This is a genomic window from Micromonospora sp. NPDC005161 (assembly GCF_053599855.1).
This window is the reverse complement of sequence record NZ_JBSFYQ010000061.1, coordinates 1-19,333: the sequence shown is the minus strand read 5'-3', so window position 1 is coordinate 19,333 and position 19,333 is coordinate 1. Positions and strand designations below refer to the sequence as shown.

Genomic DNA, 19,333 nt, shown 5'->3' with positions numbered 1-19,333 from the left:
GCCCGGATCGGCGCGCGGTCACGTTCACGCAGCCAGGAAGGCAGGCACCTTGATGTCCACATACCGAGGTGGAGATCGTTCGGCACGACCCAGACGGCGGTCCCGATGGTTCTTAGCCGGCGGGTTCCTGGCCGGGAGCCTGGTGGTGGGAGCGGCCGGCGTGGCCGGCGTCGCCGCCGCCGCCGACCGCGACGTCTCCGTCCCGGGCCTGGGCCGGCTGACCGCGGCGTCCCGAGACGACGACCGGACCGCGCCGGAGCGCGAGGAGGGCCGCGACGGAGCTGAGCCCGCCCGTCCGGACACCCCGGGGACCGGCAAGCGCGGCGTGGTGTCGGTGCCCTGCGACGCGGCGAAGCTGGTGGCGGCGCTGGTGGCGGCCAACGCCGAGGGCGGCGCGGAGCTGCGGCTCGCGCCGAAGTGCCGGTACACCCTCACCGAGGCGTTCCACGAGACCGACCAGTACGACGGCGGAATCCGCGACGCGCGGGAGACGGCGGACGCCGCGGAGATCCCCGGCGACGCCGACGCGCCGCCGCACAACCCGGCCGACGACACCGCCGGCCTGCCGGTGATCTACCAACCCATCACCATCGACGGCGCCGGCGCCACCATCGCCCGCGACGCCCAGGCCGCGGCGTTCCGCTTCTTCACCGTCCGCGACGGCGGCGAGCTGACTCTGCGCGACGTGGAGCTGCACAACGGCCGCTCGGCCATCGAGGGCGGCAGCGTGCACGTCGTGCACGGCGCCACCGCCGTGGTGGAGCGGGTCACCGTCACGCAGAGCACGTCGCTGTCTCCCGAGGGCGGCGGCGGCGGGATCTTCAACGACGGCAACATGGTGGTCACCGACTCCACGTTCATCGGCAACAGCGCGTCCGGCGCCGCGGGCAAGGGCGGGGGCCTGCTCAACGGCGGTGTGCTGACGCTGAAGCGCTCCGAGTTCCACCGCAACAGCGCCAACGGCTACGGCGGTGGGCTCGGCAACTACCGGGGCGCGGCCGAGGTGGAGAGCACCACCTTCGCGCAGAACAGCGCCAGCCAGGGCGGCGGCCTGGCCAGCTTCTCGGCCCGGACCAAGGTCTCCGACACCGAGCTGCTGAACAACACCGCACAGATCGGCGGTGGCGCCGCGAACTCCGACGCGGTGCTGATGATGCGCAGGATGACCATCCGCGGCAACACCTCCACCGTCAACGGCGGCGGCATCTCGACGGTGCAGGGCCTGCTGCCGCTCGACGACAGCGTCGTCGACGGCAACACCACCCACGGCATCGGCGCCGGCATCTACGCCGCCAAGTCGAATCTGCTGGTGCGCGGCAGCGACGTGACCGCCAACGAGGCGGTCGGCGCGACGTCCATGGGCGGCGGCGTCTACGCCACCCAGGGCTCGGTGGCGATCTACACCAGCAAGGTCACCCGGAACGCGGCCACGGTGAAGCCGGGCGGCATCTTCGGGGAGCGCGCCCAGGTCAAGATCGACGACGAGAGCGTGGTCGTCGAGAACGAGCCGACCAACTGCGAGGCCAGCGCGGTACCGATCGCGCACTGCTTCCGCTGAGTCGGGACCGCGCGCACACCGTGCGCAGCCGGCCGCCCGGACGTTCGTCGCGATCGTCCGGGCGGCCGCTGTCATCCGCTCACCGCGTGCAAACCAGCCTCCTAGGATGCGGTAGGCGGTGTGCCCCGCCCGACGCGCGACGGGACCGCCGGGGGAGGACCGACCCCCACGGCCGCCCGGACAGCGAACGGCCCGCGCCCCAACGGGGCGCGGGCCGACGTCCAGTCCTACTTGGACGGCTCGGGCAACTCACAGTCGACCTTGGGGTTCGCGCCGATGTAGTTTAGGGGTCCGGCCACGATGGTGACCAGAATCGTGCCGGCTTCGGCGCAGTTGGTGTCGTCGCCGCCGTAGTAGCCCCGCTGGCCGGCGGCGATCGCGCCGATCAACAACCAGATCACGACGATAACTCCGAGTATCGAGGTGCCGCGCATCGCTGCCTCCTGAGGGAATGTGGTGGTTCGAGGTGCAGGCGTTGTACCCAATCGGGCCGAGCCGCTAACTGCCGGACGGATGACCCTGCGGATCGTCCGTCCGGCCGATACCGGCCGCCGTCGGTACAGCCCTGGCATCGGTCACCCGCACCGGGTAGGGCGAGCCTGCTATCGGATCGACGACGGACCGGCCGTCACACCGGTCCTCCGACGTAGAACTGCCTCACGGCCCCCGCCGAGGAGGACTCATGGACGCCCCGACGCCGCCCCTGTACCTGGACCGCCCCGAGGACGTGGCGGTCGCTGCCCGCGCGCTCGCCGGCGGCGCGGTCGTCGCGGCGGCCTTCGCCAACTTCTACGTCATCGTGACCCGTCCGGACGCGGCCACCGTGCGACGGGTCAACCTGGCCAAGGGCCGCCCTGTCCACCAGGTCGGCAGCATCACCACCGCGGTCGGCCGGATCCCGGCCATGTTCGACTGGTCCCGCATCTCACCCCGGTTGCCGGTCGGCCGGGTGCGGGCCCTGATGGACGCCCTCTACGGCGCCGGGCCGTTCGGCTTCCGTGGCCCGGCGGCGGACCGCCTGCCGGAACACCTCACCCAGCTCGACCAGGGGCTGCGCACCACCCAGGTCATCGCGCCCGGCCTGACCTGCCCGTCCAACGCCTTCTTCGAACGAGCGCTCGCGGAGACGGGATCGGACCACCTCTACATCACCTCGGCGAACCGGTCCCGGCACCTCACCGGCGTGGCCGAGGAACCCGCGCACTGGAAGGCCGGCGGCCTCGCCGCCGATTTCGCCCACCTCGACGACCTGGTGGTGCTCGCCCACCGGGACGAGGCGGCGGCCCGTGCCGCCTACCCGGGGTACCTCACCACGTCGGTCACCCTGCTCTCCTTCCACGCCCCGGAGGGCGAACTGGAGGAACCGCCGGTGCTCACCGTGGACCGGCACGGCTCGCTGCACCTGGACGAGGTGCGCCGCGCCGCCGCGCCGCTCGGCCTCCAGGTGCGTCTGGGCGAAGCCGCCAGGCAGCGGTTGCAGGTCCGGGGGTACGGCCGGGGCGCTGGTGTGAGCAGCTACCGGATCGGCCTGGTGGTGCCCAGCTCGAACACCACCATGGAGACCGAGATCCCGGTGATGCTGCGCCGACGCGAGACCGTCGACCCGACGGTCCACTTCACCACCCACGCCAGCCGGGTACGGCTGCACCAGGTGACCCCCGACGAACTGGCCCGGATGAACCGCTCCGCGGTCCGGTGCGCCGCCGAGCTGGCCGACGCCCGCTGCGACGTGCTCGCGTACGCCTGCCTGGTGGCGGTGATGTGCGAGGGTCCCGGCGCGCACGAGCGTGCCGAGCAGCGGTTGGGCCGGGCGGCCGGCCGCGCCGGGCACGGTATGCCGGTGGTGACCAGTGCGGGCGCGCTGGTCGCCGGGCTGCGCGCGCTGGGTGCCCGCCGGGTGGCGCTGATCGCGCCGTATCTGCCCCCGCTGACCGCGACCGTCGCCGGCTACCTCGCCGGGCACGGTGTGCGGGTGACCGAGGCGGTGAGCCTCAGCGAGCCGGACAACGTCGCGGTGGGACGCATCCCCACCCAGCGACTGGTGGAGCTGGCCGACCGGCTGGACGTGACCGACGTGGACGCGGTGGTCCTCTCCGCTTGTGTGCAGCTGCCGTCGCTGGCCGCGGTGCCGCAGGTCGAGGCCCGTCTCGGCCGCCCGGTGCTCACCGCGGCCACCGCCACCGTGCATCAACTGCTCACCGGCCTGGGCGTCGAGCCGTACGTGCCGGACGCGGGTCGGCTGCTGGCCGGGGCGGCGCCGCGCTGACCGGAACCCCACCGACCGGGCCGCGCCGGCGGTACCGCCGAGCGGTCGGTTCAGTGCGGCGGGGCGGGGGCCTCCGGCGGCTTCCCACGGCTGCGCCGAAAATCCGCGTACGCCACGCCGGCCAGCACCAGCATGGCTCCCAGGGAGGCGAGGACCGGCGGCAGGAACAGCGCCGCGGGTGCGATGGTCAGCAGCGCCAGCAGACCGCCCGGGCGGGACAGCGACACCCGGCTGAACACCTCGTACTCGAAGGAGGCCCGGCCGGCCAGGAACAGTGCCGGGCCGCCCAGGATCACCGCCAGCCAGGCCGGCGGCGTGCGCCCGGGCGGCTCGTGCAGCACCAGGTGGAACCCGGCGGCCGTCGTCACCACCCCGGCGACCATCAGCAGGTGGGTGTACGGGGCGGTGAACAGGAACTTGCTCGGTTCCCTGGACGCCTGAATGGCCACCGGCAGCAGCTCGCCGGACTTGTGGACGTAGATCCGCCAGAGCAGCAGGGTGGTCAGGAACGCCACCGCGAAGGCTCCGATGTTCACCACCTCGGAGTGCGCCAGGCTGAACATGGTGCCGATGGTCAGGATGGCGTCGCCGAGGGCGATGATGAAGAACTGCTGGTAGCGCTCGGAGAGGTGCTCCGCCGTGACGTTGCGCTGCTGCTCCGGCACCACGCCGAGGCCGGGCACCGGGTACGCGAGCCGGAAACCGCCGTAGTCGATGGCGAGCGCGAGGGCCCAGCAGAGGATCCGGGCGTTGTCGCTGACGAACCCGCCGATGATCCAGGGGACCGCCGACACGGCGAACCACACGAAGATCCGCGCCGCCCGACGCTGGGTCTGCGGTTCGCGGCGCACGATGGGCATCAGGAACAGCCCCCGGCCGAGGTGGATCGCCACGTAGGTGACGGCGAAGACCAGCCCCCGGGCGCCGAACGCCTCCGGGATCGCGGTGGTCATCAGCAGCGCGCCGAACATCACCGCGGTGATCAGCAACTTGATCTCGTTGCGTTCCGGGTCGTACATGTCGGTGACCAGGGTCGTGATCGCCCAGGTCCACCAGACGGCGGACAGCAGGATCAGCGCCTCCGCGGCGCGCTGCCAGTCGAGGCCGATGACCATGGTCCGGGAGATGAGCGCGAGCGCCACCACGTACACCAGGTCGAAGAAGAGTTCGAGCAGCGTCACCCGGCGCGGGGCCTCCGGGTCGCGCATCGGGGGGCGGGACCCGAACCCCGGCGCGGCGAAGTGCACGGGTTGCTCCTGCGGTGCCGTCGACGTGGCGGGCCGTCCGGCCCAACCTGACCGACGGTAGCGAGCAGCCGACGACGTCACCCGCCGATCGTCCGGTCTTCCCCCGACCGGGGCGATCGACTCGGTTTCCGCGAAGTCGGGGCGTCCCGGTCGCGGGGACAGGCCGGTTTCCTGGAAGCCGAGGAGGAATCAGGCCCCGGCGGGCCGTCCTGCGAGGACGGCCCGCCGGGGCCCGGTATCCGTGGTCAGCCCCGGGCGTCGCCCGGCAGCACGGCGGCCATCTCGTCACCGGCGCCGGCCAGCACCCGGGCCTGCTGCGGCCAACTGGCAAGGCCCGGCGCGGCCCGCAGGCCGGCGGCCCGGATCAGGTCGCGCAACGCCGGCTCGTCCAACTCGCCGAGCTGGCCGTAGGTGCGCACGCCGGCCGCCTGCAACGCGGCCGCCATCTTCGGCCCGACCCCCTGGATCCGGCGGAAGTCGTCGGCCGGGCCCTCCTGGTCGGTGTCGGCGCCGCTCGGCGCGGTGTCGGCCACCGGACGGACCGGCCGGGTGGCGGTGGCGGTCGGCCGGACCGGCGGCGTGGCCCGCACCGGCTCCGCGTCGACGTCGGCCGGCGCACCGGTCACCGGCGCCTCCGCCGACGTCGTGTCGACAGCCGTGACCTCGGTGTCCACGGCCTCGGCCGGCGTCGTGTCGGCGTGCGGCGCGTCGGTGGGTCGGACGTCGTCGTCCCCCGGCTGGCGGGGAGCGATCACCGTCGCCGGGGCGGGCTGCTCCTCGACCGCGACCGGCTCCGGCTCTGCGCTGGGCTCGGGCCGGAGGTCGTCCGCGTCGGCGGCAGGGCTGGCCGGTGGAGCGTCGGTCAGCGCCATGTCGGCCGGGTCGGTGGTGCTCGGGGCGTCGGCCGGGGTGGGACCGTCCGACGTGGCGTCGGTGGTCACCGCGGCCGGCGCGCTGACCGTGTCCACCGGGGCCGGCTCGTCGGCGACCGCGGCCGGCGCCGGGTCGACGGTCGCCGCTGGCCGGGCCTCGTCGGTGGTGGCCGCCGGCGGCGGCGTGGTGACCACGGCCAGGCCGGCGACGGGGTCGCCGTCCACGATCGACGGACCCTGCCCGCTGGCCCGTACGCCCTGCCGGCCACGCAGCAACCACCCGGCGGCCAGGCCCAGCAACAGCGCCAGCACCACTATCAGCGAGTGTCCGATAGACCACTCCACGGCGAACCTCCCTCTCACCTCGTCGGAAAAGTCACGAGAAAAACTCGCCGCAGCTTTGCACATGCGCTTTGACGACGACAGGGAGGCTCGGTCGGGGGCGGTACGGGTGGGACGGTCTCTGCGCCGGGTGCCCGGCGGGTGACACAGTGTCGCGGCGGACGCGACGGATCCGGGCCGGCGTCGGAACGCCGGGCCCGGATCGGCGGGACCGGGGCGGTGCGCGATCAGTCCTGGTCGCCCTCGTAGGTGTGGAAGTCGTCGACGAAGCGGCGACGCAGCGGTGGTACCCGGCTGGTCACCCCGAAGTAGCCGCGCGCGCCGAGCAGCGCGAGCCGACCCACCACCGGCCGGTACATCCGGTCGTCGCCGTTGGTGCCGCTGCGGTTCAGCGACTCGCTGACGCGCGCGAAGCCGTACGGCACCATCGCCGCCTCGTAGTCGGCCACCGCCTGCAACAGCGTCTTGTCGCCGGCGACGGCGCGGGTCAGCTGCTGGCAGAGCAGCCGGGCGTCGCGCAGCGCGGTGTTCGCGCCCAACCCGCGACCCGGTGTCATGGTGTGGATGGCGTCGCCGAGCAGGGTGACCGTGCTGCTCTTCCACGGCGGTACCGGCTCGGACGTGGCGACCCTGATCGGCACGGCGCTGTCCGGGTCGCCGCGGGTCAACAGCTCGCGCAGATGCGGATGCCAGTTCGGGGTGAGGTCCAGGGCCACCCGCACCAGGTCCTCGCCACGGCGCTGCATGACGTCGGCCGGGAACCGGCGGGCGGCGCTCCAGATGATCAGGTTGATGTTGTCGGTGGTGGTGTCGTGGGACAGGCCGGGCCAGTTCCTTCCGCAGCAGCGCGGCGTCGGCGTCGTCGACGCCGGGCTTGATCGCCCGTTCAGCGTCCCACTTGAACTCCATCACGTGCAGCACGCCCATCGTCCCGCCGGCGCCGAAGATCAGCGAGATGCCCTGGCGCACCCGCTCCGGTACGAGGTCGCGAGTCTGCGCGGTCAGCGGGATCCGGGTGGCGATGTTGATGGTGCCGGCGTCCCGGGTGACCGCGTGCGGCAGGTACTGGCGGCGCACCGCCGAGTGCGTGCCGTCCGCCGCCACCAGCAGGTCGCCGGTGGCGCTGCTGCCGTCGGCGAAGTACGCGGTGACCGTCCCGTCGTCGCGCTGCTCGTACTCGACGAAGGTCTTGTCGAAGTGCACCACGTCGGTCAGGCCGGTCAACAGCACCTGGCGCAGCACCATCCGGGCCACCGAGTGCTCGGTGTGTACCGGGTCGGCGTCCGGTCGCAGCTCGAACGAGGCGGTCTGGCGCAGCCGCTGGGTGACCACGTTGAAGTAGCGCGGCGGCCGGGCACAGGTGGCCAGGAAGGTGGCGAACAGCTCCGGTGGCAGGCACTCCTGCAGTGCCCGGCTACCGGTCGGACCGATACCCACCCGGTAGCCGAGCAGTCCCTCGGCGCGGTGGCGGTGTCGCTCGTAGACGGCGACGCTGATCCCGGCGCGGCGCAGCCCGTGTGCCAGGCACAGCCCGCCGGTGCCGGCGCCGATGATCAGGACGTGCGGTGGCGGCGCGGACACGTCGACCGTCCGCTCAGCCGGCCGGGTGCGCCGCGGGGGCCTCGGCGGCGTCCCAGCGATAGAAGCAACCGGCGATGGCGTCCCGGGGCGAGCGCCAGGTCGGCAGGTACGGCGAGGTGTGCGCGGAGAGCCGCTCGTTGACCTGCCGGAAGAGCGGGTGGTTGCGGGCGGCGGCGAGGGCGTCCGGGTCGACGTCCGAGGTCTCCATCAGGTGTACGTACAGGTCGTTCAGGCAGTACAGGGACCGGTGCGTGACACCGGTCAGGCCGGGCAGTTCGGTGGCGTCGGATTCGGCGAAGATCTGCGCGACCCGCCCCTCCGCGCCCGGGATGATCCGGCTGACGATCAGTAGACGACTCATGGGGACCCCTTCCGCCGTGGCTTCCCCGACCCTCGGGTCGGCGCCGCGTGCTCCTGTGCGCCCACCGTGCCGCAGTGCCTGTCACGTCACCGTCACTTGCGCCGGCCGGCCGGTGACGGACGGGCGGCACCCTCCCGGCTGGCCTCGCGGATCGGGGCGAGGGTGTCGTCGAGCAGGGCGCTCATCGCGGGGCTGGGCTCCAGGCGCAGCTCCCGGCGCAGCAGGTCGCGGTAGACGTAGAAGGCGTGCACGGCCTCGAAGGCGTTGCCCTCGGCGAGGTGGATGCGCACCACCAGCCGGTGTGGCGTCTCGCGCAACGGTTCGGCGGCCATCGCCTCCAGCGCGGCCTCCAGCGCCTCACCGTGGCGCCCGGCGACGAGATGCTGCCCGGCCACCCGTTCGAGCATGTGCAGGCGCAACTGGCGCAGCCGTTCCCGGTCCAGCAGCACCCAGTCGTCGTACCAGCCGGGCAGCAGGTCGTGCCGGCCGGCGGCGAGTGCTCCGGCGGCGGTGCGCGGGTCGTCGCCGTCGCGGACCCGGGCCGCGGTGCCGACCAGGTCGTCCACGTCGAGTCGGACCGCCGGACCGAGCCGCACGGTGTCACCGGTCACGGTCATCGGGCAGCACGGGTCCTGCCGCAGCCGCCACAGCGCGGTGCGCAGCGAGGACAGCGCCCGCTCCTCCGACGCGTCGGGCCAGAGCAGACCGGCCAGCTGGCTGCGGGTGGCGCCGGGGCGCAGCCCGATCAGCGCGATCACCCGTTGCAGTCCGCGCGGCACCACGATCGGCGCCGCGCCGCGGAGCAGCCGGAAACCACCGAGCAGGTGCAGCGAGACGCCGGTCCCGGGAGAATCTCCGGCGGTCGGCACGGACGGATCAGCGGCCACGGCGGCACCCCCTGCGGAACGCTCGTCCCGACTGTCTGCTGTGTCCCGGATCGGCTGCCCGTGACGCCACTGTCGACCCCTCCGGCGGGGCACGACCACGGCTGTCGGGCGCGGCCCCCGCCCGCCGGAGTCGCCGGGCTGGCCACGGTGAAGATTATCAATTGCAGTCACGGTGAGTCAACGCCACCGTGGACCTTATATCGGTGACGGTCAACTATGAGATCGGTTCTGAACTGCCCAAACTTACGTTCGACTCCACCGCCGTAGGGCTGCTGGGCACATAGCTGATACACAGGTTGCGTCAACGCAGCGTCACCACTAGGCGTCGCTGGCTGATCCGGAACCGTGACGCCGCTGTGACGAGGGCTGCCGCATCGTGTCGACAGTCGTCCAGCGCGCCGGGCTCACCGGTTGTCGGCCCGGACGCCGTGGGGGGAGGCCCAGCCATGGACCGTTCGCTGATCGTCGCGAAGGTCGTCCCGACCGCCGAGGAGCAGGTCGCCGAGATCTTCGCCGAGTCGGACGCGACGGAGCTGCCGCGACTGGTCGGGGTCCGGCACCGCTCGCTCTACCGACTGCACGACCTCTACGTGCACCTGCTCGAGACGGAGCAACCGGCGCAGGGGGCGGTGGAGGCCGCCCGTGGCCATCCGGAGTTCGTCCGGGTCAGCGACCGGCTGCGGCCGTACGTCTCGCCGTACCTGCCGACCTGGCGTTCGCCGCGCGACGCGATGGCCACCTGCTTCTACCGGTTCGACGCCGCGGATGTCGGGCGGCGGTCGTGACCGCCACCGCGCCGCGCGAGGAGCAGCTCTGGTCCCGTTGCGCTGGCTGCGCGAGCCTGCTGTACCGCAAACGACTGCGGCGCAACCTGGACGTCTGCCCGGAGTGCGGCGCGCACGCCCGGCTCGGCGCGCCCGATCGCCTGCGCCAGCTCGTCGACCCGGGATCGTTGCGCCCGCTGCCCGCGGCTGCCGGAGGCGGATCCCATCGACTTCGTCGACGTGCTGCCGTACCCGCACCGGCTCACCGCCGCCCGGGCCAGCACCGGGCTCTCCGAGGCGGTCGTGTGCGGCACCGCCACCATCGGCGGGCACCCCGCCGTGCTGGCGGTGATGGACTTCCGCTTCCTCGGCGGAAGCCTGGGCTGCGCGGTGGGCGAACTGATCACCCGGGCCGCCGAACGGGCGCTGGACGACCGTGTACCGCTCGTCCTGGTCACCGCCGCCGGCGGCGCACGGATGCAGGAGGGCGTGCTGTCGCTGATGCAGATGGCCACCGTCAGCCAGGCCATCGCCGCGCTGCGCGAGGCGGGGCTGCTCACCATCAGCGTGCTCACCGACCCGACCTACGGCGGGGTGGCGGCGTCGTTCGCCACCAACACCGACCTGGTGCTCGCCGAGAGCGGCGCCCGGATGGGCTTCGCCGGTCCCCGGGCGATCCGTCAGGTCACCGGCCGGGCGTTGCCGGAGAGCTTCCAGACCGCCGACTTCCTGCTCCGGCACGGTCAGGTGGACATGGTGGTGCAGCGTCGGTCGCTTCGTGGACGGTTGACGGCACTGCTCGCCGCCACCGGCGCCGGCCGGTCGGCCCGCACGCCCGTACCCCGGCAGGAACCGGCACCGCGTCGCGAGCGCCTGGCCGCTGACGGCCCGGCGCCGGCGCTGTCGCCCCCCGCCGACCGGGACCCGTTCGTCAAGGGTCCGGCCACCCCGACGGCCGGCGACCGTCCGGGCCCGGTGGCCGGTGACCCGTGGGACACGGTACGGGTGGCCCGCCATCCCGGTCGACCGACCACTCTGGACTACCTCGACTCCGTCTTCGACGGCTTCGTGGAGCTGCACGGCGACCGGCTCGGCGGTGACTGCCCGGCCGTCGTCGGCGGCGTGGCCCGGCTGGAGGGCCGGCACGTGATGGTCATCGGACACCAGAAGGGGCACACCACCGCCGAGCTGGTCGCCCGGAACTTCGGCATGGCCAGCCCCGCCGGGCACCGCAAGGCGCTGCGGCTGATGCGCCTCGCCGCCCGGCTCGGCCTGCCGGTGGTCACCCTCGTCGACACCCCCGGCGCCGACCCCGGGGTGATAGCCGAGGAGCAGGGCCAGGCGGCGGCCATCGCGGAGAACATCCTCACCCTCACCGTGCTGCCGACCCCGGTGTTGGCGGTGATCACCGGCGAGGGCGGCAGTGGCGGCGCCCTGGCGCTGGCGGTCGCCGACCGGGTGCTGATGCTGGAGAACGCCGTCTACTCGGTGATCAGCCCGGAGGGCTGCGCCGCGATCCTCTGGCCGGACCGGTCCGCGGCGCCGCAGGCGGCCCGCGCGCTGCGGTTGACCGCACCTGACCTGCGCCGGCTCGGGGTGGTCGACGAGATCGTTCCGGAGCCGGCGGCGGCCGCGCACGACGACCCGGCGGAGACCGCCCGGCGGCTGCGCGCCGCGTTGCTGGCCAATCTCCTGCCACTGCTGGACGTACCGCCCGCGATGCTGGTCCGCCTTCGTCGGCAACGGTTCCGTCGCTTCGGCGCCGCGCGCGCCGGCGCCCGGGCGGGTGCCCGGTGACCGCCGAGCGCGCCGCCGACCGGGCCGTGTCGACGGCCGAGGCGCCCGCCGGTCCGGCGAACCACGGTGGTCTGGCGAACCCCGGCGCCGAGCCGCCCGGCGCCGAGCCGCCCGGCGCCGAGCCGCCCGGCGTCGACCGTCGGCCCACGGGACACGACGGTGCACGCCTGGACCCCGGCCAGTCCAACGGCCACGGTGGCGTCCGCCTCGACGCGGACCGCCCGCTGGACGGGAGTCGGCCCGGCGACGCCGGTGCGGGCGGCGAAGAGGTGCTGGCCGGGCTGCGCCGGCAGGCCCGACAGCTGGTCGCCGAGCTGACCGGCCCGGTGCGTCGGATCCGGTTGCGCAGCGGGCCGGCGGTGCTGGAGGTGGAGTGGCACCCCGGCGAGGCGTCGCGGCCGGACGTACCGCCCGCCCCGCCGTCGGACGAGGCCGTGGCCGCGCCGGTGCCCGGCCCGCCGGCGGCGCTGATCCGGCCGTCGGTGCCCGGGCACGCCGCGGTGCGGGCGCCGATCGTCGGCACCTTCTACCGGTCCCCGGAGCCCGGCGCGGCGCCGTTCGTCGCGGTGGGCGACCTGGTCCGCCCGGGTCAGCCGGTCGCCATCGTGGAGGCGATGAAGCTGATGAACGAGGTGGCCGCCGACCGCGCCGGCCGGGTGGTCGCGATCCTCGTCGAGGACGGCGAGCCGGTGGAGTACGACCAGCCGCTGGTCGAGCTGGATCCGGCGTGACGGCGCGGGGTTGGTGAGCGATGTTCGAGACCGTGCTGATCGCCAACCGGGGTGAGATCGCGCTGCGGGTGCTCCGGGCCTGCCGGGAGCTCGGCGTCCGGACGGCGGTGGTCTACTCCGCCGCGGACGCGGACTCGGCGGCGGTCCGCCTCGCCGACCAGGCGGTCCGGATCGGGCCGGCGTCGAGCCGGCGCAGCTACCTCAACGCCGCCGCCATAGTGGAAGCGGCCCGGCAGGTCGGCGCGCAGGCCGTGCACCCCGGCTACGGCTTCCTCTCCGAGGACGCCGACTTCGCCGAGATCTGTGCGGACAACGGGCTGATCTTCATCGGCCCGCCGCCAGCGGTGATGGCAAAGCTGGGCGACAAGTCGTCGGCCCGGGCCCTGATGAGCCGGGCGGGTCTGCCGCTGCCGGCGGGCAGCGTCCAGCCGGTGCCGACCGCCGCGGCGGCGGCCGAGGTGGCCGACGCCATCGGCTACCCGGTCATCGTGAAGGCCGCCGCCGGGGGTGGTGGCCGGGGGATGACCGTGGTGCGCACGCCGGGCGAGCTGCGCCGGGCGTACGCCCGCACCCGGTCCGCCGCGCAGGCCGCCTTCGGCGACGACCGGGTGTACGTCGAGCGGTACCTGACCGAGGCCCGGCACGTCGAGGTGCAGGTGCTCTGCGACGGGCACGGCAACGGCGTGCACCTGGGCACCCGGGACTGCTCGGTGCAGCGCCGGCACCAGAAGCTGGTCGAGGAGGCGCCCGCGCCCGCGCTGCCCGCCGGCACGCTCGACGTCATCGCGGAGACCGCGTTGCGGGGCGCGCTGGAGGTCGGCTTCGTCGGCGCCGGCACGCTCGAGTTCCTGGTCGACGCGGAGGAACGGTTCCACTTCCTGGAGATCAACTGCCGGATCCAGGTGGAGCATCCGGTCACCGAGATGGTCACCGGCGTGGACCTGGTGCACGAGCAGCTGCACATCGCCGCCGGGGTGCCGCTGCGCTGGCGGCAGGAGGAGATCCGCCTGCACGGCGTCGCGGTGGAGTGCCGGGTCAACACCGAGGACCCGGAGCGCGGCTTCGTCCCCACCCCCGGCCGGCTGGAGCGGTTCACCCCGCCCGGCGGCCCGTTCACCCGGGTGGACACCCACGCCCGTGCCGGCTACCTGGTGGGGCCCTGGTACGACTCGCTGCTGGCCAAGGTGGTGGTCTGGGCGCCGGACCGGGAGCTGGCGCTCAACCGGCTGGAGCGCGCTCTGGAGGAGTTCGACGTCGCCGGGCCGGGCGTGCGAACCACCATCCCGTTCGTCCGGCGGGTGCTCGACGACGCCGCATTCCGCAAGGGCCGCTACACCACCGGCCTGGTCGACCGGCTGCTCGCCGCGCCCGACCCGGCGCCCGCGCAGCGGCCGACCCCCACACCGCGCCCCGCGCCCGCCGCGGAGCCCGACGTATCCCACAGGAGGAACCGATGACCGTCACCCATGGTCGCCCGCTGACCGCCGAGATCACCGACATCCTGGTGGCGCACTGCGGGCTGGACGCCGACGCCGCGGCCCGGGCGCCCGCCGCGTCGCTGGAGGAGCTGGGCATGGACTCGCTCGCCCTGCTGGAGCTGTCCGTGGTCGTCGCCGACCGGTGGCAGGTGAGCATCCCGGAGCAGTCCGGGCAGCTGAGCATCCCGGCGGTCGCCGACCTGGTCGCCCGCCGCGCCGACCCGCCCGGGCACACCGAGAACGGCGCGCTCATCGACGCGCCGCTGGCACTGGTCTGGGAGATCACCAACGACGTGGCGAACTGGACCGAGCTGTTCACCGAGTACGCCGTGGTGGAGGTCATGCACCGCGACGGGCACACCGTGCGGTTCCGGCTCACCATGCACCCCGACGAGAACGGGGTGTCGTGGAGCTGGGTCAGTGAACGCACCGCCGACCCGGTGAGTCGGCAGGTCCGGGCGCACCGGGTGGAGACCGGGCCGTTCGAGTACATGCGGATCCACTGGCGCTACACCGAGGAGGAGGGCGGCACCCGGATGACCTGGGTGCAGGACTTCGCGATGAAGCCGACCGCGCCGGTCGACAACGCCGCGATGACCGAGCGGATCAACACCAACAGCGTGATCCAACTCGGGGTGATCAAGGACCGGGTGGAGCGGATCGCCCGGCAGCGCGCCGAGCAGGACGGTCCGGCGGCCGGCGACGAGCCGACGGAGGCCGGCGATGAGTGACCTGAGCACCCGACCGATCGCGGCCCGGGACGTACCGGCCGACCGGCGGCGCGGCGGTGAGCTGCGGGTGCTGCTCGGCCCCCGCACCGTCGGCAGCACCTCCGGCTTCCTCGGGGTGGCCACGCTCGCGCCGGGGGAGCGGATCGCCGAGCACTACCACCCGTACAGCGAGGAGTTCCTGTACGTGGCCCACGGCGCGATCACCGTCGACCTGGACGACCAGCCGACGCTGGTCGCCGCCGGCGAGGCGCTGTTCGTGCCGGTGAACGTGCGGCACCGGCTGCGCAACACCGGCGTCGAACCGGCCGAGGTGGTCTTCCACCTGGGCCCGCTGGCCCCCCGGCCGGAGCTGGGGCACGTCGACACGGAACTCGTCGAGCAACGGGGATCGTCGTGACCGGGCGTCGCACGGTGGTGACCGGCGTCGGGGTGGTCGCCCCCGGCGGCGCCAGCCGGGACCGCTTCTGGAAGACCATCACCGAGGGGCGTACCGCCACCCGGCGGATCAGCTTCTTCGACCCGTCGGCGTTCCGCTCGCAGATCGCCGCCGAGTGCGACTTCGATCCGGTCGCTGCCGGGCTGACCGAGGCCGAACGGCGGCGGGCCGACCGGTACGTGCAGTTCGCGCTGGCCTGCTCCGCCGAGGCGGTCGCCGACGCCGGCCTGGTGCTCAGCGACGCGGAGCGGGACCGGGCCGGGGTGGTGCTCGGCACCGCCGTGGGCGGCACGATGGCCCTGGAGCAGGAGTACGTGACGGTCAGCGAGCACGGCCGGAACTGGCTGGTCGACGCGGCGCGCGGAGGCCCGTACCTCTACCAGGCCCTGGTGCCCAGCAGCCTGGCCGCGGACGTGGCCTGCCGGCACGGGCTGCACGGCCCGGCGCAGGTCGTGTCCACCGGCTGCACGTCGGGCATCGACGCCATCGGCTACGCCCACCAGATGATCGTGGACGGTGAGGCCGACGTGGTGCTGGCGGGCGCGGCCGACTCGCCGATCTCGCCGGTCACCGTCGCCTCGTCCGACGCGATCAAGGCGACCAGCCCGGACAACGACGACCCGGCGCACGCCTCCCGCCCGTTCGACGCCGACCGGCACGGGTTCGTGCTGGCCGAGGGTGCGGCGGTGCTGGTGCTGGAGGAGGCCGGGCGTGCCCGGCGGCGTGGCGCGCACGTCTACTGCGAGGTCGCCGGCTACGCGAGCCGCAGCAACGGCTACCACATGACCGGGCTGCGCCCGGACGGGTTGGAGATGGGGCTGGCCGTCACCGACGCTCTAAGGCAGGGACGGATCGCCCCCGACCAGGTCTCCTACATCAGCGCGCACGGCTCGGGCACGCGGCAGAACGACCGGCACGAGACGGCCGCGTTCAAACGGGCGCTGGGCCAGGCCGCGTACCGGGTGCCGATCAGCTCGATCAAGTCGATGGTCGGGCACTCGCTCGGCGCGATCGGCTCGATCGAGATGGCGGCCTGCGCGCTGGCCATCGAGTTCGGCGTGGTGCCGCCGACGGCCAACTGGGCCACCCGGGACCCGGAGTGCGACCTGGACTACGTGCCGAACGAGGCACGGGAGGTCCCGGTGGACGTGGCGCTCTCGGTGGGCAGCGGGTTCGGCGGCTTCCAGTCGGCGATGGTGTTCCGCCGGCTGCCCGGGGCGGTGGCGGCGTGACCGCCCGGGCGGTGGTGACCGGCATCGGCGTCGTCGCGCCCAGCGGTGTCGGCGCGGACGCGCACTGGCGCACCGTGCTGGCCGGCACCCGGCGGACCGGGCCGATCACCCTGTTCGACCCGTCCGGCTACCCGACCCGCTTCGGCGGGGAGGTGCCGGACTTCGCCGCCGCCGGGTACGCCGACGGCCGGCAGCTGGTGCAGACCGACCGGTGGACGCATCTCGGCTTCGCCGCCACCCGGTTGGCGCTGGCCGACGCCGGGCTGCCCGAGCGGGCTCCCGACCCGTACGGCTACGCGGTGACCCTGGCCAGCTCGTCGGGGGGCAACCTGTTCGGCCAGCGGGAGCTGCAACGGCTGTGGGGCGGCCCGTCGCGCACTGTCGGGGCGTACCAGTCGATCGCCTGGTTCTACGCGGCCAGCGTCGGGCAGCTTTCCATCCACCACCAGTTCAAGGGCCCGAGCGGGGTGCTGGTCGCGGAGACCGCCGGCGGGCTGGACAGCCTGGCGCACGCCGCCCGCGCGGTGCGCCGGGGCACGCCGGTGGTGATCGCCGGTGCCACCGAGTGCCCGCTGAGCCCGTACGCGCTGGCCTGCCAGCTGCGCTCCGGACTGCTCAGCGACGTCGCGGACCCGGAGCGGGCGTACCGGCCGTTCGACGCCGCGGCCAGCGGCTACCTGCCCGCGGAGGGGGGCGCGGTCTTCGTGGTGGAGGAGCTGGGGCACGCCCTGTCCCGGGGCGCCCGGGTCTACGGCGAGGTGAGCGGTTGGGGCGCCACCCACGACGCCGCGCACACCACCGCGGACAGCGCCGGCGACCGGGCCCAGTACGCCCGGGCGATGCGGCTGGCCCTGGACCGGGCCGGCGTCGCGGCGGCCGGGATCGACGTGGTGCTGCCCGACGCGCTCGGTGTGCCCCGCTACGACCGCAGCGAGGCCGAGGCGCTGCGCGCCGTGTTCGCCGACCGGCCGCCCCCGGTCACCACCCAGAAGCCGCTGACCGGGCGGGCGTACCAGGGCGGGTCCGCGCTGGACGTGGCCACCGCCCTGCTCGCCTTCGCGCACGACACGCTGCCCGCCTCCGCCGGCCCGGACGAGGTGGCCGACGGGTGCGAGCTGGACTTCCTCCGTGAGCACCGCCGGCCGCGCAGCCGGCTGGCGCTGGTCTGCGCGCGGGGCTTCGACGGATTCAACAGCACGCTGGTCCTGCGCGGGGCCGCGCCGATGAGAGGAGAGACGCCATGACCGAGCAGCGGGCCCGGGTGGTGTTCCTGGTGCGGGTGCCGGCGCCGCGCACCGAGCAGTTCCTCGCCGCGTACGAGGCGGTCCGGCATCTGGTCGCCGGCGGGGTGCCGGGGCACCTGGTCGACCAGGTCTGCCGCTCATCGACGGACCCGGAGCAGTGGCTGATCACCAGCGAGTGGGCGAGCCTGGCCGACTTCGAGAGCTGGGAGCGCAGTCCTGAGCACCGGGACCTGGTGCGCCCGATGCGGGAGTGCTTCACCGACGCCCGCTCGCTGCGCTTCCACATCCACGCCGAGACCCCCGCCCCCGCCCTGGCTCCAGCGCCGCCGGGATGAGCGCGCTCGGTCCGCGGCCGCGATGGCGTGGCGCGGTGTCTGACGCTGCGTCAACCGGCGGTGACGCCCTGGCAACATACGTGGCCGATCCTGCCCCGTCGAACGGCCTGCCGGCAATCCCGCCAGCCGTCAGTTCGATCCAGTCACTTGCATCTACCAATGCGTTCGATAGGCGTCGACCAGTCGCCCCGCACCACCACCGGCAAGGTGGTCCGCTCGGCTGACGCGCTGCCCTCGGCAGCCACGCCGTGACCGGTCCGCTGCACCGGGTCGACCACCCGGCCTCGACCGCCCGGCGGGCGACAGCCTGGCCGAGCGGTCGCTCAGCCGGTCAGGCTGACCTCGGCCAGATAGACGCAGGTCCGCTCCTCGTGGGAGGAGTAGTAGCTGACCCACAGCAGGTCGTCGTGCCAGACCAGGCCGGGGTAGCTGGTGTCGCCGCCGGAGGGCAGCGCGACAAGTTCGGTCAGCTCGCCCCGCTCCGGGTCCACGGCACAGACCGCCGTGCGCACCTCGCCGTCGAGCAGGCGCAGCCCAGCTAGCAGCCGCCCGTCGGGCAGCCGGAGCAGCGTCGGCCCGCCGACCTGGACACCCAGGTCGATCCAGCTCCAGTCCTGGTACGGCGGGCAGGCGCGGCCGAGCTGCGCGGTGGCGGCGTCACCGTCGCGGCGCAGCAGGCAGATGGCGGTGCCGTCCGGGTCGAAGACCAGCCCCGACTCGTTGGGGTAGCCGCCCTCGAAGAGCGTCGGCGCCCATGGCTGGAGGTCGATGCCATTCCCGCTGCGGTAGAGCCGGGCGAACCGTGGCTCACTGGTGGCGTAGCCGACGCCGTACATCGCGCCGTCGTGCCAGGCCGCCCGCCACACCCAGACGCCCGGCTCGCCGACCGGGACAGGATCGCCCCAGGCGTGCCCGTCCACGGAGAGCCAGGTCACCGTCTGGAACGCCTTGGTGGTCTCGCCGGTGGCCGCCACCGCCAGCAGCTGTAGCCGCCCGTCGGGCCGCAGGACGAAGCGCGGGTCGCGCAGGTCGGTCCCGGGCTGGCGGACGACCGTCGCGGATGTCCACGACCGCCCGTCGGTGGAGGTCAGCACCCGGATCGCGCCGTCCCCGGAGAGGTGGGTCCGGGCCTCCCGGAAGACGCAGAACCAGCTCCCGGCGTACCGGACCAGGTCGGTGAAGGCGCTGTGCGGCGCGCTGTCGCCGATCCGGTGGACGGCGGTGACCTCGGCGGTGGTGCGGCGGGTGGGTGACGACGTCATGCGCGGCGGCCTCCTGGCGTGGGGGAGTGCGGGACGTTCCGGGCGCCGGCCAGTGCCCGGTCCCGCTCCGCGGGTGCCGGCGGTGCTCCGGACCCGCGCCGACCGTCCGGCCGGCCGGACGGGGCGGGCGGGGGGGGGGGGACGGCCCAGAGCTACCCCCCCCCCCCGAAGGGAAATCGCAGGTGGGGGGCGAAGTATTAGAAAACGCG

Annotated in this window: 16 protein-coding genes and 2 pseudogenes; 11 read left to right on the top strand and 7 right to left on the bottom strand. The window is 74.0% G+C overall.

What is annotated here, in order from left to right:
• Nucleotides 1-52 precede the first annotated feature (52 nt).
• Nucleotides 53-1,558: a right-handed parallel beta-helix repeat-containing protein gene (locus ACWD5O_RS33875; protein WP_450087794.1), complete on the top strand. Its 1,506-nt coding sequence runs from the start codon at nucleotides 53-55 to the stop codon at nucleotides 1,556-1,558.
• A gap of 227 nt (nucleotides 1,559-1,785) precedes the next feature.
• Here the strand turns inward: ACWD5O_RS33875 and ACWD5O_RS33870 are convergent, their stop codons facing one another.
• Nucleotides 1,786-1,992: a hypothetical protein gene (locus ACWD5O_RS33870; RefSeq protein ID WP_354962254.1), complete on the bottom strand. Its 207-nt coding sequence runs from the start codon at nucleotides 1,990-1,992 to the stop codon at nucleotides 1,786-1,788.
• Nucleotides 1,993-2,240: 248 nt separating this feature from the next.
• Here ACWD5O_RS33870 and ACWD5O_RS33865 point away from each other — a divergent pair, with 248 nt between their 5' ends.
• Nucleotides 2,241-3,824: an aspartate racemase/maleate isomerase family protein gene (locus tag ACWD5O_RS33865; protein WP_450087793.1), complete on the top strand. Its 1,584-nt coding sequence runs from the start codon at nucleotides 2,241-2,243 to the stop codon at nucleotides 3,822-3,824.
• Between the two features lie 50 nt (nucleotides 3,825-3,874).
• Here the strand turns inward: ACWD5O_RS33865 and ACWD5O_RS33860 are convergent, their stop codons facing one another.
• From ACWD5O_RS33860 to ACWD5O_RS33840, 5 genes and pseudogenes are all read right to left on the bottom strand, one after another.
• Nucleotides 3,875-5,071 carry a low temperature requirement protein A gene (locus ACWD5O_RS33860; protein ID WP_450087792.1) on the bottom strand — a complete coding sequence of 399 codons (1,197 nt, stop codon included), beginning with the start codon at nucleotides 5,069-5,071 and terminating at the stop codon, nucleotides 3,875-3,877.
• A 245-nt stretch (nucleotides 5,072-5,316) separates the two neighbouring features.
• The gene (locus tag ACWD5O_RS33855) at nucleotides 5,317-6,288 is read right to left on the bottom strand and encodes a helix-hairpin-helix domain-containing protein (protein ID WP_450087791.1); all 972 of its coding nucleotides are present in this window, start codon (nucleotides 6,286-6,288) and stop codon (nucleotides 5,317-5,319) included.
• A 224-nt stretch (nucleotides 6,289-6,512) separates the two neighbouring features.
• Nucleotides 6,513-7,866 (bottom strand): annotated as a pseudogene (locus ACWD5O_RS33850) (FAD-dependent oxidoreductase).
• Between the two features lie 13 nt (nucleotides 7,867-7,879).
• Nucleotides 7,880-8,227, bottom strand: coding sequence for a TcmI family type II polyketide cyclase (locus ACWD5O_RS33845; protein ID WP_450087790.1), 348 nt, complete (start codon nucleotides 8,225-8,227; stop codon nucleotides 7,880-7,882).
• A 92-nt stretch (nucleotides 8,228-8,319) separates the two neighbouring features.
• Complete coding sequence (locus ACWD5O_RS33840) at nucleotides 8,320-9,114, bottom strand: AfsR/SARP family transcriptional regulator (protein WP_450087789.1); 795 nt, start codon at nucleotides 9,112-9,114, stop codon at nucleotides 8,320-8,322.
• Nucleotides 9,115-9,560: 446 nt separating this feature from the next.
• On the opposite strand from ACWD5O_RS33840, the gene ACWD5O_RS33835 reads away from it, so the two are divergent.
• The 9 genes and pseudogenes from ACWD5O_RS33835 (at nucleotide 9,561) to ACWD5O_RS33795 (ending at nucleotide 17,862) form a co-directional block, all read left to right on the top strand.
• The gene (locus tag ACWD5O_RS33835) at nucleotides 9,561-9,899 is read left to right on the top strand and encodes a TcmI family type II polyketide cyclase (RefSeq protein WP_450087788.1); all 339 of its coding nucleotides are present in this window, start codon (nucleotides 9,561-9,563) and stop codon (nucleotides 9,897-9,899) included.
• A pseudogene (locus ACWD5O_RS33830) lies at nucleotides 9,896-11,675 on the top strand (acetyl-CoA carboxylase carboxyltransferase subunit alpha). The gene ACWD5O_RS33835 and the pseudogene ACWD5O_RS33830 overlap by 4 nt, the downstream one beginning before the upstream one ends.
• Nucleotides 11,676-11,842: 167 nt before the next feature.
• Entirely contained in the window at nucleotides 11,843-12,406 is a 564-nt protein-coding gene (accB, locus tag ACWD5O_RS33825; RefSeq protein WP_450087797.1) for an acetyl-CoA carboxylase biotin carboxyl carrier protein, read from the top strand.
• 20 nt (nucleotides 12,407-12,426) lie between these two features.
• Nucleotides 12,427-13,863, top strand: coding sequence for an acetyl-CoA carboxylase biotin carboxylase subunit (locus tag ACWD5O_RS33820; RefSeq protein ID WP_450087787.1), 1,437 nt, complete (start codon nucleotides 12,427-12,429; stop codon nucleotides 13,861-13,863).
• Nucleotides 13,860-14,615 carry an SRPBCC family protein gene (locus tag ACWD5O_RS33815; RefSeq protein ID WP_450087786.1) on the top strand — a complete coding sequence of 252 codons (756 nt, stop codon included), beginning with the start codon at nucleotides 13,860-13,862 and terminating at the stop codon, nucleotides 14,613-14,615. Before ACWD5O_RS33820 ends, ACWD5O_RS33815 begins: the two co-directional genes overlap by 4 nt.
• Complete coding sequence (locus ACWD5O_RS33810) at nucleotides 14,608-15,012, top strand: cupin domain-containing protein (protein WP_450087785.1); 405 nt, start codon at nucleotides 14,608-14,610, stop codon at nucleotides 15,010-15,012. The genes ACWD5O_RS33815 and ACWD5O_RS33810 overlap by 8 nt, the downstream gene beginning before the upstream one ends.
• Nucleotides 15,009-16,283: a beta-ketoacyl-[acyl-carrier-protein] synthase family protein gene (locus ACWD5O_RS33805; protein ID WP_450087784.1), complete on the top strand. Its 1,275-nt coding sequence runs from the start codon at nucleotides 15,009-15,011 to the stop codon at nucleotides 16,281-16,283. The genes ACWD5O_RS33810 and ACWD5O_RS33805 overlap by 4 nt, the downstream gene beginning before the upstream one ends.
• Entirely contained in the window at nucleotides 16,280-17,527 is a 1,248-nt protein-coding gene (locus ACWD5O_RS33800) for a beta-ketoacyl synthase N-terminal-like domain-containing protein (protein WP_450087783.1), read from the top strand. The genes ACWD5O_RS33805 and ACWD5O_RS33800 overlap by 4 nt, the downstream gene beginning before the upstream one ends.
• Nucleotides 17,524-17,862: an antibiotic biosynthesis monooxygenase family protein gene (locus ACWD5O_RS33795; RefSeq protein WP_450087782.1), complete on the top strand. Its 339-nt coding sequence runs from the start codon at nucleotides 17,524-17,526 to the stop codon at nucleotides 17,860-17,862. The genes ACWD5O_RS33800 and ACWD5O_RS33795 overlap by 4 nt, the downstream gene beginning before the upstream one ends.
• Nucleotides 17,863-18,185: 323 nt before the next feature.
• On the opposite strand, the gene ACWD5O_RS33790 is transcribed toward ACWD5O_RS33795, so the two are convergent.
• On the bottom strand, nucleotides 18,186-19,124 hold the full coding sequence (locus ACWD5O_RS33790) for a sialidase family protein (protein ID WP_450087781.1): 939 nt from the start codon (nucleotides 19,122-19,124) through the stop codon (nucleotides 18,186-18,188).
• Between the last annotated feature and the right edge of the window lie 209 nt (nucleotides 19,125-19,333).